The organism is Humidesulfovibrio sp. (genome assembly GCF_031082295.1).
Taxonomy (GTDB): Bacteria; Desulfobacterota; Desulfovibrionia; order Desulfovibrionales; family Desulfovibrionaceae; genus Humidesulfovibrio.
Map to the genome: position 1 here is coordinate 1 of NZ_JAVHLD010000007.1, position 13,447 is coordinate 13,447.

Sequence of the window (13,447 nt, forward strand, 5' to 3'; positions counted from 1 at the left end):
CGCAGGTATTTCGGCGTCTTCGCCGAAAACCTGCGCGCATTGCCTTCGCCCAGCCGAGCCGACGCGCCTGTCCTCGCCACCCTGTCCAGCCCCATTGGGGGGTCCGGGGGCCTCAGGCCACCGGCCGCCGGAGGCGTCTCCCGGTCCAGGCGAAGCCCCTGGCCCGGCGTCTCGTCGGCTAGCGCTTGCCCCAGGTTCTGTGGTGCTTGTCCTTGAGTTGCCGGAGGGAGCGGCCGAGCTGGGTGGCCAGGGACGGTCCGCTGTTGTGGCTTGTGTGGGTCTGGCCCGTGAAGTTCTGGCCGGGGTTGGCCTGGCCGGGATTGGGCTGTGTTTCGGCGGTCTGGCCGCCATTGGCTTTGCCGAGTTTGCGGTACTTGATCTTCATGCGCAGCATGCCGCCGATGAGCAGCAGGCTGACGCCGTTGGCGGCGATGACGGCCGGGGCCTTGATGAGGACGCCGTAGGCCAGCCAGAGCGTGACGCCCAGGAACATGGACGTGTACATGACAAGCGAGATGTCGCCCACGGCCTTGGTGCGCCATGTTTTCCAGACCTGCGGCAGGTAGGCCGCGGTGGTCAGCGTGCCTGCGGCCAGGCCGATGTATTCGATGTAGATGCGTTCCATGCGGTGTTCCTTTCCGGCGCTGGCGGCTGGCGGCATTGCGTCGGGGGCTTCTTCGGGGGCACTGATACCCGAGTCCGCGCGGCGGGGCAACCGCCAGGTCGCGAGGTTTTCGGCGCGCGCAAAACCGTTGCCTTGCACCCGCCCGTGGGGGTATTGCAGCGGGGATGCGCCATGCGCGCGATTTTGGAAAGGGGACAAAAGTGCAGCACCCGGCAATCGAAATCGACGACCTCTGGTTCGCCTACGGCGGCGTGCGCGTGCTGGACAAGGTGCGCCTGGCGCTGCCCGCGGGCGAGTTCCTGGCGGTGCTGGGGCCCAACGGCGGGGGCAAGTCGACGCTGTTGCGGGTGCTACTCGGTTTGGTGAAGCCCGGAGGCGGCAGCGTGCGCGTGCTGGGCCAGGAGCCGGGGCTTGCGGGCGGCCGCATCGGCTATCTGCCGCAGTTCACCAGCGTGTCCGCGAGCTTTCCCATCACGGTGCTTGGCGCGGTGAGCCTGGGCCTGGTGCGGCCCGGCTTTTCGGGGCTGGGCGCGGGCCTTGTCTCGTCGGTGACGGGGTGGCTCAACCCGGCTGTCCGCCGCGCCGAGCGCGAGGCCTCTCTGCACGCGCTTTCCCGCGTGGGCCTGGCTGACCAGGCCGGGCGCAGGTTGTCGGAGCTTTCCGGCGGGCAGCGCCAGCGGGTGTTCATCGCCCGGGCCATCGTGAGCGGGCCGGAGCTGCTGCTGCTGGACGAGCCCACGGCCAGCGTGGACGGCAGGAGCAGGCAGGAGCTCATGGAGCTTCTGGCCGAGCTGAACCGCGACATGACCATCGTCATGGTCAGCCACGACATGAGCACCGTGGACGGCTGCGTGACGTCCATCGCCTGCGTGAACAGGAGCCTGCACCACCACGCCGAGAGCAGGCTGACCCCGGAGATCTTTGCCGAGGCCGCAGGCGTGGACCTGAAGGCCACGTGCCCGGTGGAGCTGGTGGCGCACGGGCCGGTGCCGCACCGCGTGCTGCTCGACCACGACCACCCGGACTGCTGCGGCGGCGCGCACCGCCACGATGGAAAGGGCGAAGGGGGCGCGTCATGATGGAGGCGCTCGGCTTCGAGTTTTTCCGCAACGCGCTCCTGGCGGGGCTGCTGGCCAGCGTCATTTGCGGGGTCATCGGGTCGCTGGTGGTGGTGAACCGCATCGTGTTCCTGGCGGGCGGGGTGGCCCACGCCTCCTACGGCGGGGTTGGGCTGGCCTTTTTCCTGGGCCTGCCGGTGCTGCCCGTGACTACCGCCTTCTCCACCTGCGCGGCCCTGGGCATGGCCTGGGTGACGCTCGACGCGCGCGAGCGCTCGGACACGGTGGTGGGGGTGCTGTGGGCGGCGGGCATGGCGCTCGGCATCATCCTGCTGGACCTGACGCCCGGCTACAATTCCGACCTCATGAGCTACCTGTTCGGCAGCATCCTGGCGGTGCCGCAGAGCGATCTGGTGCTCATGGCGGGACTCTCCGCGCTGGTTCTGGCGCTGGCCGCGCTGTTCTCGCGCGGGCTCCTGGTCATGAGCTTCGACTCCGAGTTCGCCCGTTCGCGCGGGGTGCCCGTGCGCTTCCTGCACTTCCTGCTCATGGCGCTGGTGGCGGTGTGCGTGGTGCTGGTGATCCGGGTGGTGGGCCTGATCCTGGTCATGGCGCTTCTGACCATTCCGCCCTTCATGGCCGAGCGCCGGGTGCGCTCGCTGCCGGGCATGATGTTTTTGTCCGCCGTCTTGAGCGCCGTGTTCTGCGTGGCCGGGCTGTATCTTTCCTACATGCTGGACCTGACCTCCGGGGCCACCATCATCGCCACTGCCTGCGCGGGCTTCGCGCTGTCGCTTGCGGTGCCGGGCAGGAAGCGGGGGGCCGCGTCGTGAGCCACCTGCGCGAATACGTGGAGGTCGGGGACATCGCCCGGCACATCCGGCGCATGGCTCTGCTGGTGCGCTCGGCCGTGACCGGCGGGCCGTTCGCGTCGAGGTCCACGGACGTTGGCGGGAGCGTGCCGACGGGCGGCTGCGACGCCACCGGCTGCCGGGACAAGGGCTGCGCGTCCGGGGGGTGCGCCTCAAAGGGCGCGCCGCAGCCGGAGGAGCCCGGGGCCGGACGCGGCTGGTGGGTGCTGGCCCAGGGCGGGCCGCTCGACGAGCATGACTTTCAGGCGCGGGAGGCCGCGCGCGAGGCGTTGCTGGAGCGGGTGCGCCGGGCTGGCGTGCTGGTGGGCGAGAACGTCTGGGTCTGGGACCTGTCGGGCCGTGCGCAGCTGGTGCTGACCACCCTGCCGACGCTTGAGCGCGCGCGCAAGGTGGCCGTGCGCCTGCGCCAGAAGGGCCTGGCCATCGTCATCCGGCGGGAGATGCCCGAGGCCCCGTAGGCCGGGACTGCGCGGCTAAACGGCCGCTCGGGAGAAGGCTCCGGGGCGTGCGCCGCTGATAACCAGCAGGTCCGCCGGGGCGATCTCCAGGGTGCGGTCAGGCCTGCCGAAGCCGCAGTACAGCGTGGGCGTGATGCCGAGCACGTCCTCATCGACATGGATCATGGCGCCCCCGTAGAACGGCAGGGGCAGCGGCGAGACGCTGCCGGGCTCCACGCCGAGCCGCGCGAGCACCTCCGCCGGGGCCAGCGCGGCCACGTCGCGCCGGTTCACGCCAAGCGCCGCCGCCAGCTTCGCATAATCGACCCGAAGGGTTCCGCGCAGGGCGGCCAGCACAAGGCGTCCGTCGCGCAGGCCGAAGGCGATGGTCTTGACGATGCGCGTCACGTCGAGGCTCAGGTTTGCCCGGGCCTCGTCGATGGTGCGCGTGCTCTGGTGGGCGTGCAGCGTGTGGGGCACGCCGCTTCCTTCCACAAGGGCGCGCAACGATTCGAAGGGTGTCCCGCCCCCGGGGGGCGAGGCTGGCGATGGCGTCATGATCCCGGGGCGGGGGCCTCGGCCCAGCAGCCCAGCAGCCCCAGCTTGCTCAGCTCCTCGCGGATCTGCGCGGCGCGGAAGGGCTTTGTCATGTACGACACGGCCTGGCCGTGGATGAAGGCGCGGGAGGCCGTCTTGTCGTCGTCCAGGGTGGTGGTGATGATGACCGGCACGCGCCTTTCCTGCGGGACGCCGTGCCTGTCCTCCAGGGCGCGCAGCTGCTCCAGGGCCTGCAGGCCGTTGATGCCGGGCAGCATGATGTCCAGAAAGACCACGTCGAAGGGCTGGTTCTGCTCCAGGGCGGTTCGCTGGGCCGCCACGGCGTCCTCGCCGGAGCTGACGGCCAGGCAGTCGCCCAGGCCGCGCAGGGACAGCCGCAGGAACTCCCGGTTCACCGGCTCGTCCTCAACGATCAGGATGCGCAGCATATCTCTCCCCGGCGGTCACGATCGGCGGCAAGCCCTTCGCGGCGCTAGCCCTTGGGCCTGGCGCCCAGCTCCATGACGGACTCGAAGAGGAAGTGGTCCACCACGTGGCAGAGCATGTGCCCGGCCGCGATGTGCACCTCCTGCACCTGGGGGGTGTCCTTGCTGCCCACGCTGATAAGGTGGTCGCAGAGGGGCTCCATCTCGCCGACCATGGCCCCGCACATGCCGATGGTGGTCAGCCCGCGGCTCTTGGCCTCGCGCAGGGCGGCCAGCACGTTGCGGCTGGTGCCGGAGGTGGAAAGTCCCACCAGGATGTCGCCCGCCTGGCCCAGGGCCTGGACCTGCTTCACGAACACGAGGTCGAAGCCGTAGTCGTTGCCGATGGCGGTGATGATGGATGTGTCGGTGGTCAGCGCGATGGCTGGCAGCGGCGGGCGCTCCAGCTTGAAGCGGTTCACGAATTCGGCTGCCAGGTGCTGGCAGTCGGCTGCGCTGCCGCCGTTGCCGCAGAAGAGCACCTTTCCGCCCTCGGTGAGGCACAGGGCCACGGCGCGGGCGATGCCGACCAGGTGGGCGGCGTGCTCCTCGAAGAAGGCTTCGCGCACGCGCAATCCTTCGCGGGCGTGGTCCAGAACCTTGCGGATGGCTTTTTCAGACATGGGGTCTCCGGTGTCTCGGTCAATGTGTCGCGCAACCGGGATCTGATACACGCTTTTGCCCTCGCAGGCAACGCGCCGCCTCTGCCCAGGGCGCCGAATAATGTTCGGCGTCTATGTCCGACCGTCATTCTGTGAGAAATGCTTTGAACTCCCGTTCTGATTGAGGTAAGGAACTGAGCACATAGGTTTGTGTTGCACAATTTTCTACAATTTTGGAGGAGGAACGGATGAAAAAGACGACTATGAAACTGCTGGTGGCGTTCCTGGCCCTGGCTCTGGGCGCGTTTGCGCTCATGGGTTGCGGCAAGGACAGCGACACGATCAAGATCGGCTTCAACCTTGAGCTTACGGGCGACATCCCGAAGGTCGGCGAGGCTTCCAAGTTCGCCGCCGAGATGCTGAAGGAAGACATCAACAGCAAGGGCGGCCTGGAAGTGGGCGGCAAGAAGTACAAGGTCGAGTTCGTCTACCAGGACAACGAGGCCAAGGCTGAGAGCGCCGTCAACGCCGCTCTGAAGCTCATCACCCAGGACAACGTCGTGGCCATCATCGGCCCCAACTCCTCCAAGCAGGCCATCCCCGCCGGCGGCGCCTGCAACGACAACCAGACCCCCATGGTGAGCCCCTGGTCCACCAACCCCGACACCACCAAGGACCGTCCCTGGGTGTTCCGCGCCGCCTTCCTCGACCCCTTCCAGGGTCCCGTGGCCGCGAATTTCGCCGCCAAGCAGTTCGGCGCCAAGACCTCCGCGGTGCTCTTCGACATCGCCAACGACTACTCCAAGGGCCTGGCTGAGATCTTCAAGGCCGAGTGGGAGAAGAAGAGCGGCGCCGGCACCGTGGTGGCTTTCGAGTCCCACGGCACCAAGGACCAGGACTTCTCGGCCCAGCTGACCAAGATCGTGGCCGCCAACCCGGACTTCATCTTCGTGCCCGACAACTACAACCAGGTCGCCCTCATCGTGAAGCAGGCGCGTGACCTCGGCTACAAGGGTCCCTTCATGGGCTCCGACGCCTGGGGTTCCGCTGAGCTCATGACCCTGTGCGGCAAGGAATGCATCGGCCAGTTCTTCAGCACCCACTACGCCGCCGCCGGCGCCCAGGGCGCGACCAAGGAATTCATCGATCGCTACAACGCCAAGTACAAGTACGTTCCGGACGACGTGGCCGCCCTGACCTGGGACGCCACCCGCCTGGTGCTCCAGGCCATCCAGGAGGCCGGCAAGGTCGAGAAGGACATCAAGGCCGAGCGCAAGCTCGTGCGTGATGCCCTGGCCAACATCAAGGAATTCGCCGGCATCACCGGCACCATGAAGTTCGCCGGCACTGGCGACCCCAACAAGTGCGCCGTGGTTGTCCAGATCAGCCCCGAGGGCAAGTTCGAGTTCAAGGAATCCGTCTGCCCCCAGTAGCCGGATAGGCATGCTTTGCGCGGCGGGGACCACCAAAGGTCCCCGCCCGCTTTGTGTTTAAAACGCGGGCCAGGCGCTCCCGGCCCGCTCAAGCTCTCTCCCAAGGCAAGGTGTCTGCGGTGGAATTCTTTCAGCATTTATTGAACGCGTTGCAGTTCGGCAGCTTTTACGCCCTCATCGCCCTGGGCTACACACTTGTGTACGGCGTGCTGCGCCTGATCAACTTCGCGCACGGCGACATTTTCATGGTCGGCGCGTACATAGCGTATTTCGTGGCGGTGCTGCTCCTCGGCGGCGAGGGCATGAACGGCCTGGGGCTCTCGCCCGGGCTCACGCTCGCCATCACCGTGCCCGCCACCATGATCCTTACCTCGCTGGTGGGCGTGACGCTTGAGCGCACCATGTACCGGCCGCTCCGCCGCAAGGGCGCGGACCGGCTCTACGTGGTCATCACCGCGCTCATGGCCGGACTGATCCTGGAGAACGGCAACCTGGCCCTCTTGGGCGCCAGCCGCAAGAGCTTCCCCGAGCTGATGGAGAAGGTCGTCTGGACCTTTGGCGGCATCTCGGTGACGAACCTGAAGCTCGTCGTCGTGGTGGCGGCCATCGCGGTCTTCGTGCTGCTCGAGTTCATCGTCAGCAAGACCAAGATCGGCATGGCCATGCGCGGCATCAGCTACGACAAGTTCGCCATCCCGCTCATGGGCATCCCGCTGGACACCATCATCGTGTTCACCTTCATTCTCGGTTCGAGCATGGCCGGGCTGGCGGGCATCCTCTTCGCCATGAGCTACCCCATCCTTGAACCCTACATGGGCGCGCTCATCGGCTGGAAGGCCTTCATCGCAGCCGTCGTGGGGGGCATCGGCGACATCCGCGGGGCCATCGTCGGCGGGTTCCTGCTCGGCTTCATCGAGATCGGCGTGGTGGCCGTGTTCCCCAGCACCCTGCGCGACCTGTTCGCCTTCTCGGTGCTGCTAGGCATCCTCTGGCTCAAGCCCACAGGCCTCTTCGGCGTAGCCAAGACCACGAAGATCTAGCGAGAAGAGCATGCAGAAACACACCTTCACCATCTCGCTCTTCGTCGGCATCTTCGCGCTCACGGTGCTGGCGCAGCTTGGCGTCATCAACCAGTATCTGCAGTCCGTCATCATGCTCATGGGCGTGAACATCATCCTGTCCACCAGCCTGAACCTCGTCAACGGCTACATGGGCGAGTTCTCCTGCGGGCACGGCGGGTTCATGTGCGTGGGCGCCTACGTCACCTCCGTGGTCACGGTCCTGTGCTTCAGCAAGAACCACATCCTGGGCGCGCCGCTGCTGCCGCCGTCCATGGCGCTCTTCGCCTTCCCCATCGCGCTGTTCGCCGGGGCGGCCGCTGCCGCCGTGGCCGGCCTGGTGGTGGCCATCCCCTCGTTCAAGACCCGCGGTGACTACCTGGCCATCATCACGCTGGCGGCCAACTACATCGTCATCTCCGCCATCGACAACCTGGAAATCATCGGCGGGCCGCGCGGGTTCATGGGCATGAACGCCGCCGTCAACGGCATGGAGGGCATCGTCGACATCCCCTGGATGCTCCTGTGGGTGCTCTTCGGCACGCTGTTCAGCGTGTGGCTGCTCCGGCGCTTCGTGTCCTCCACCCTCGGCAAGGGCGTGCCGGCCATCGCACAGGACGAAATCGCCGCCGAGATCATGAGCGTGGACACCAACCGCATGAAGCTCATCGCCTTCATGCTGTCCTCGGGCATCGCAGGCCTGGCGGGCGGGCTCTTCGCCCACATCCTGGGCTACGTGAACCCGCACTCCTTCGACATCATGAAGTCCACCGAGGTCATGGTCATGGTGTACCTGGGCGGCATGGGCTCGCTCTCGGGCGCCACGCTCTCCGCCGTGCTGTTCACCGTGCTGCTCGAGGTCCTGCGCCCCCTGGAGATCTGGAAATGGGTGGTCATCCCCCTGCTCCTGATCCTGCTCATGCAGTTCCGGCCCGAGGGCATCATGGGCAACAAGGAGTTGTCCGACCTGTTCCCGAAGCTCAAAAAGTACTATTCTTTCAAATAGTCCCCTGGAGAGAGCATGCCCCTTCTTGAAGTAAAAGGACTCACGCGACGCTTCGGCGGCCTCATCGCCGTCAACGACTTCAACATCGACCTTGGCGAGCGCGAAATGGTGGCCTTGATCGGCCCCAACGGCGCCGGCAAGACCACGGTGTTCAACCTCGTGTCCGGCTTCTACCAGCCGAGCGAGGGCGCCATCACCATCAACGGCCGCGATACCAAGGGCATGCGCCCGCACCAGGTGACCAGCCTGGGCGTGGCGCGCACCTTCCAGGGCATTCGCCTTTGGGGCGAGATGACCGTGCTCGACAACATCCGCGTCTCGCAGCACTACCGCGCGGGCTACAGCCTGCTGGACTGCTTCCTGCGGACCAAGAAGTACATGGTCCGCGAGAAGGAGATCGAGCGCATCGCCTGGGAGCTTTTGGAAGCCATGGACCTGAAGGAATATGCGCTGGAACTGCCGCGCAACCTGTCCTACGGCATGCAGCGCCGCGTGGAGATCGCCCGGGCCATGAGCCTCAAGCCCTCGCTGCTTTTGCTCGACGAGCCCGCCGCGGGCCTGAACTCCGCCGACGTGGAAGGGTTGATCAAGCTGGTGCGCTGGATCCACGACACCTTCCCGGTGACCATCTGGATGATCGAGCACCAGATGAAGGTGGTCATGAGCCTGTGCACGCGCATCAAGGTCGTGGACTTCGGGGCCACCATCGCCGACGGCACGCCCGAGCAGATCCAGAACAACCCGCTGGTCATCAAAGCCTATCTGGGAGACGACACGATTTGAACACGCTCTTGGAAGTCAAGAACCTCAAGGTTCGCTACGGCAATATCGAGGCCCTGCACGGCATCTCCTTCGACGTGAAGGAGGGCGAGATCGTGACCTTGATCGGCGCCAACGGCGCGGGCAAGTCCACGACGCTTCTGTCCATCTGCCGCCTGCCACCCCCGGAGGCCCCGCGCGTCACCGAGGGCGACATCCTGTTCAAGGGCCAGAGCCTCTTGAACGTTCCGCCGCACAAGATCGTCAGCGAGCTGAACATGGCGCTGGTGCCGGAGGGCCGAAGAATATTCGGCAACCTCACGGTGGAGGAAAACCTGAAGCTGGCCACCTACGCCCGCACCGACGGGCACGAGGCCATCCACCGCGACTTCGAGCGCGTGTACACGCTGTTCTCGCGTCTGGCCGAGCGCCGCAAGCAGCGCAGCGAGTCGCTCTCCGGCGGCGAGCAGCAGATGCTGGCCGTTGGCCGCGCGCTCATGAGCAAGTGCAGCTTCATCATGCTCGACGAGCCCAGCATGGGCCTGGCCCCGCTCTTGATGTACGACATGTTCCGCACGCTCAAGGTGCTGAACCAGGAGGGCATGACCATCCTCTTGATCGAGCAGAACGCCAACCTGGCCCTGCGCTTCGCCCACCGCGGCTACGTGCTGGACACCGGCGAGATCGTGGCCCGCGGCACCAGCGAGGAGCTGCTGGCCGACCCGGAGGTCAAGAAGGCGTATCTCGGAGGATAGCTCGCGCGACGGAAACGTCGTTTTACTGAAATTGTATGGGGGGGGCTTCGGCTCCCCTCTTTTTTTGCGCGTATACGATATTTCGGGCTAGAGTTTTGCGCCTGCGTGATATAGGTTGCACGAAATGGACGCGCAGGAGGACGCATGGTTACGGTGAAGGATATCGAGAAGCTGCGGGCGATGAGCGTTGAAATCGACGTGCTCTACGGCAACGGCGAAGACCAGCAGGGCCAGCATCGACTGGATGAGGCCTTGAAGCTGGCGGAAGGGCTGGATCCTGCCTACGCCAATTTCTTCCAGGGGGAGGTGGCGGACTATGTCAAGAACGACAACAAGCGCCAGGAGGCCCTTTTCCGCAAAGCGCTGGCCCTGAGGCCGGAAGACCATTTCCTCCTGCGGGGGCTTGGTGTCAGCCTGTCCAAGCAGGGCAAGCTGGCGGAGGCCCTGCAATTATATGACAAGGCCCTCTTGCTGGGTCCGAAGGACGGGCGCGCCTGGTGCAGCAAGGGGGTTGTCCTCTCCGAGATGGACAGGGAGGACGACGCCATCGCCTGCTACGATCAGGCCCTGGCGCTGAACCCAAAAGACTTCAACGCGTTGCGAAACAAGGGCATCGCTCTGTATAAGCTGGGCAAGGAGCCCGAAGCGCTCGCATACTATGACCAGGCCCTGGCGCTCAACCCCAAGGACTACAACTCCTGGCGCGTCAAAGGCGTTTCCCTGGGCCAGCAGGGCAACCATCGCAAGGCTCTTGAATGCACCGAAACAGCCCTGAAGCTCAAACCGAACGATGTCCAGGCCCAGGCGAACAAGGCCTTGCAGTTGCACCAGCTGGGCAACGTCGATGAGGCGATGCGGCTCATTCGGAAGGTTGCAAAGGAGAACCCTGGCGATGGGTATGTGCAGCGTTTCAGCCGGTATTTGAACGTTCTGCAAGGCAAGAAGCAAATAACGGCAGCTGCCACGGGCAGCCAGAAACAGCAGTTGGATGACCTGATGGCTGTTGTGGAGAGGGTGCGCAGCGAGTTCAACGAGTCCATCAATGAGATCTGCAAGAAGATGGAGGAGAGCACTCGCCACATCAACGACTTTCTGGAGCCGGAGTCGTTGCTCCGAGACGACCAGGCGCTGTTCTTCATCCTGCGCAAGTGGAATTCTTATACCCCCTGCATACCGCGTGAGGATGGTGAGCGGAGCATCGGCGGCGGCTACTTCTTCCTTGTGAACGGGATCGGCACTGTGGTTGATCCAGGCTACAACTTCCTTGAAAATTTCAACCGCATCGGCGGGCGCATCACCGATATCCACAACATCGTCATCACCCACGCTCACAACGACCACACGGCGGACCTGGAATCAATCCTCTCACTCGTGTACAAGTACAATGATGACAAGGAATTGAGGGAGCCGACGGACGAAGGCTTCAAGTCCGTCAAGCTGTTCCTCAACGCCGGGTGCCAGATGAAGTTCTCCGGCCTCATCGATCTGCGCGGCGCTCACCATCTCGAAGATGTGCAGACCCTCATGCCCGGCCACCGCTATGACCTTGGCGAGGGGCTGGTCCTGCGGGTATTGCCTGCCTACCACGACGAGGTGGTGGCAAAGAAGTATGCCGTGGGTTTGGAGTTTACCTTGGGTGCCCAGGACGACAGCGCTACACGCGTGGTCATCACCGCTGATACGGGGCTGTTTCCGCAGACCAAGGACCGAAAAGCCGACATCGAGGGTGAGGAGATCTGGAAGCGTTACGGCCTGGAGCCCGGCGGCACGCATCTTCTCGTTCCGCACCTTGGCTCTGTTAAGGAAAAAGAGTTCACCGCAACGCTGCCCACGGACACGCAAGGCGTCTTCTACCCCAACCACCTGGGGCTCATGGGTACGGTGCGAGTCATATCCTCTCTGCGTCCGGAACTGGCCATGGTGTCGGAGTTCGGCGAGGAACTGAAGGAATTTCAGCAGAAGCTGGTGGAGATGATCGCGGAGTGCGTGCAAAGCTTCCAAACGACTGAAGCCACCCGGACGTTGGTGCTGCCCGGCGACCTGACCTTCATCTATGAATTGCGGGAGCGCAAGGTGTACTGCATCAAGAGCAAAGGCCCCGTTCGACCCTCCGCCGCGCTCGAGGCCGAGCTCTGCAAGGAGGAACGGCTGGCCCTGTTCTATTATCACAGCACGGAGACGAGGGGGCTGCGGAACTTCAACGAACTGGTCAAGGACTTTGAGAAAGCCTTGAGAGAGCGTTGCCTGACCTTCATCCACAAACAGGCCGCAGGGGAGAAACCGCCCAAGCCTTCCTCCCGAAAGCGCGGATAGGGTGCATGGGGGAGCTTCGGCTCCCCTTTTTTTCGCCTCGTTCCTTTCCGCACAATGCTTGCCAAATTCTCCTGGCGGATTATAGAGGAGGTCTCGCGCGGCGATTCCCGCTGCCGAGGATGCGCGAGCGCGCAAGGAACGCCCATGCCCCGCAGCAAGAAAACTTCGGCCCAGGCCTGCCCGGTCCCGTCGCCGCCCGTCCGCCAGGAGCTCATGGCGATCATGGGGGCGGCCCCGCCCGCTGTGCGCCGTTCCATGGGCGAGCTCATGCTCTCCATCAAGGCCGGGCTCACCGCCGCCAACCAAACCCCCAAGTTCGTCGACGCCCGCGCGAAGATCTACGACTGGCGGAACCTCCTGCCCATGCTCGCCGACATCCGCGTCAAGCTCGACAAGCCCGTGGCCGCGCGCCTGCGCCGCCGGGGCAAGGCCAAGACAGAGCTGAACCGCCTGGAGGAGAAGTTCGCGCTCCTGCGCCGCGCCCACGAGCGCATGTCGCTCATGGTCCAGATCACCTACGCGCTGGTCAACGTGGGCGGAGAGTTCCAGACGCCCGAGGAGGTGCTGGAGCAGAGCGCCGAGGTCCTCATCGAGCTGCTGGAGGCCGACCTTTTCGTCTGCCGCCTGCGCGACGAGTATGAGGAATGGGTCAACGTGGCGGCCAATACCCAGCACGGCGCCAGCACGCCGATCCTGGTGCGCGCCATGGAGGAGAGCATCCCCGGCCACCCGGTGATGCAGGCCGTGGCCAGCAAGCAGTGGAGCTACGTGCTCTCGAACAACCTCATGAGCTCCGAGCGCGGGGGCGAGTCCTACGACTGCGTGGCCTATCAGGAGGGCTACCGCTCGCGTCTGGCCTTCATCCTGCGCGGGCACGACACCCGCCCCTTCGGCCTGATCATGCTCTATTCGCGCGTGGAGGGCTTCTTCAGCGGCTACGAGCACCAGTTCCTCATCGACTGCTCGCGCATCGTCTCGCTCACGGTGGGCTCGCGCCTGGAGGTGGGCCGCGACGCCCTGGCCAAGGCCTCCGGGGGCATGGCGCACGTGGGCAACAACGCCCTGTCGGTCATCAAGAACTGCCTGGAGCTGGTGAAGGAGGACCTGGAGGCGGGCATCCAGGCCGGGGCCGTGCCGGTGCTCCGGCAAGTGCGCTCCGGGCTCGACCTGGCGCGCGAGATCGAGCTCATCGCCTGCGCCCTGGGCGGGGCCGAGCGCCTGCGCGGGGCCATCGCCAACCTGCTGGACGCCGTGGACCACCCGCGCATCATGCACTACATCCGCGGCGAGGAGGTTCTCGACCTCGACCCGGTGGGCCTTCCCGGCAAGTACGGCAACCAAAGCTGAAGCCGGTTCCGGCAACCGCTGGCAAAACCGGCGGGTGTCCGTGCGCGTCGCCTCCCCCCCCATAAGGCCCGGCATGGGGCCGTCCCCCCGGTCAAGGCTCTCCTCTGCGAGGGGTTCGTGTGTCTTTGCCCACCGCCGGATTGCCATGTTTCCCTGCTTC

The 13,447-nt window shown here is 65.3% G+C and carries 14 protein-coding genes; 10 read left to right on the forward strand and 4 right to left on the reverse strand.

Features of this window, described 5'->3' with window-relative positions; all coding sequences use genetic code 11:
* Nucleotides 1–178: 178 nt before the first annotated feature.
* Entirely contained in the window at nucleotides 179–625 is a 447-nt protein-coding gene (locus RDU24_RS05685; protein WP_308734775.1) for a SemiSWEET family sugar transporter, read from the reverse strand.
* A gap of 200 nt (nucleotides 626–825) precedes the next feature.
* Here RDU24_RS05685 and RDU24_RS05690 point away from each other — a divergent pair, with 200 nt between their 5' ends.
* Genes RDU24_RS05690 through RDU24_RS05700 form a run of 3 tightly spaced genes read left to right on the forward strand, consistent with a single transcriptional unit; the run spans nucleotide 826 to nucleotide 3,013 of the window.
* Nucleotides 826–1,704, forward strand: a complete 879-nt coding sequence (locus RDU24_RS05690; protein WP_308734776.1) for a metal ABC transporter ATP-binding protein — start codon at nucleotides 826–828, stop codon at nucleotides 1,702–1,704.
* Entirely contained in the window at nucleotides 1,701–2,516 is an 816-nt protein-coding gene (locus tag RDU24_RS05695) for a metal ABC transporter permease (RefSeq protein ID WP_308734777.1), read from the forward strand. The genes RDU24_RS05690 and RDU24_RS05695 overlap by 4 nt, the downstream gene beginning before the upstream one ends.
* Nucleotides 2,513–3,013: a hypothetical protein gene (locus tag RDU24_RS05700; protein WP_308734778.1), complete on the forward strand. Its 501-nt coding sequence runs from the start codon at nucleotides 2,513–2,515 to the stop codon at nucleotides 3,011–3,013. Before RDU24_RS05695 ends, RDU24_RS05700 begins: the two co-directional genes overlap by 4 nt.
* Nucleotides 3,014–3,028: 15 nt before the next feature.
* Here the strand turns inward: RDU24_RS05700 and RDU24_RS05705 are convergent, their stop codons facing one another.
* The 3 genes from RDU24_RS05705 to RDU24_RS05715 form a co-directional block, all read right to left on the reverse strand.
* Nucleotides 3,029–3,472 (reverse strand): YbaK/EbsC family protein, encoded by a 444-nt coding sequence (locus RDU24_RS05705; protein ID WP_308734779.1) that lies wholly within the window; start codon nucleotides 3,470–3,472, stop codon nucleotides 3,029–3,031.
* 74 nt (nucleotides 3,473–3,546) lie between these two features.
* The gene (locus RDU24_RS05710; protein ID WP_308734780.1) at nucleotides 3,547–3,978 is read right to left on the reverse strand and encodes a response regulator; all 432 of its coding nucleotides are present in this window, start codon (nucleotides 3,976–3,978) and stop codon (nucleotides 3,547–3,549) included.
* A gap of 44 nt (nucleotides 3,979–4,022) precedes the next feature.
* Nucleotides 4,023–4,637 carry a D-sedoheptulose 7-phosphate isomerase gene (locus RDU24_RS05715; protein WP_308734781.1) on the reverse strand — a complete coding sequence of 205 codons (615 nt, stop codon included), beginning with the start codon at nucleotides 4,635–4,637 and terminating at the stop codon, nucleotides 4,023–4,025.
* A 227-nt stretch (nucleotides 4,638–4,864) separates the two neighbouring features.
* Here RDU24_RS05715 and RDU24_RS05720 point away from each other — a divergent pair, with 227 nt between their 5' ends.
* The 7 genes from RDU24_RS05720 (at nucleotide 4,865) to RDU24_RS05750 (ending at nucleotide 13,287) form a co-directional block, all read left to right on the forward strand.
* Nucleotides 4,865–6,049 (forward strand): ABC transporter substrate-binding protein, encoded by a 1,185-nt coding sequence (locus RDU24_RS05720; RefSeq protein ID WP_308734782.1) that lies wholly within the window; start codon nucleotides 4,865–4,867, stop codon nucleotides 6,047–6,049.
* Nucleotides 6,050–6,168: 119 nt separating this feature from the next.
* Nucleotides 6,169–7,089 carry a branched-chain amino acid ABC transporter permease gene (locus RDU24_RS05725; RefSeq protein ID WP_308734783.1) on the forward strand — a complete coding sequence of 307 codons (921 nt, stop codon included), beginning with the start codon at nucleotides 6,169–6,171 and terminating at the stop codon, nucleotides 7,087–7,089.
* Nucleotides 7,090–7,099: 10 nt separating this feature from the next.
* Nucleotides 7,100–8,113 (forward strand): branched-chain amino acid ABC transporter permease, encoded by a 1,014-nt coding sequence (locus RDU24_RS05730; RefSeq protein WP_308734784.1) that lies wholly within the window; start codon nucleotides 7,100–7,102, stop codon nucleotides 8,111–8,113.
* A 15-nt stretch (nucleotides 8,114–8,128) separates the two neighbouring features.
* Nucleotides 8,129–8,896, forward strand: a complete 768-nt coding sequence (locus RDU24_RS05735) for an ABC transporter ATP-binding protein (RefSeq protein WP_308734785.1) — start codon at nucleotides 8,129–8,131, stop codon at nucleotides 8,894–8,896.
* Nucleotides 8,893–9,627, forward strand: a complete 735-nt coding sequence (locus RDU24_RS05740) for an ABC transporter ATP-binding protein (protein WP_308734786.1) — start codon at nucleotides 8,893–8,895, stop codon at nucleotides 9,625–9,627. Before RDU24_RS05735 ends, RDU24_RS05740 begins: the two co-directional genes overlap by 4 nt.
* Nucleotides 9,628–9,771: 144 nt before the next feature.
* The gene (locus tag RDU24_RS05745) at nucleotides 9,772–11,940 is read left to right on the forward strand and encodes a tetratricopeptide repeat protein (RefSeq protein WP_308734787.1); all 2,169 of its coding nucleotides are present in this window, start codon (nucleotides 9,772–9,774) and stop codon (nucleotides 11,938–11,940) included.
* Nucleotides 11,941–12,084: 144 nt separating this feature from the next.
* On the forward strand, nucleotides 12,085–13,287 hold the full coding sequence (locus RDU24_RS05750) for a histidine kinase (protein ID WP_308734788.1): 1,203 nt from the start codon (nucleotides 12,085–12,087) through the stop codon (nucleotides 13,285–13,287).
* Nucleotides 13,288–13,447: the final 160 nt, after the last annotated feature.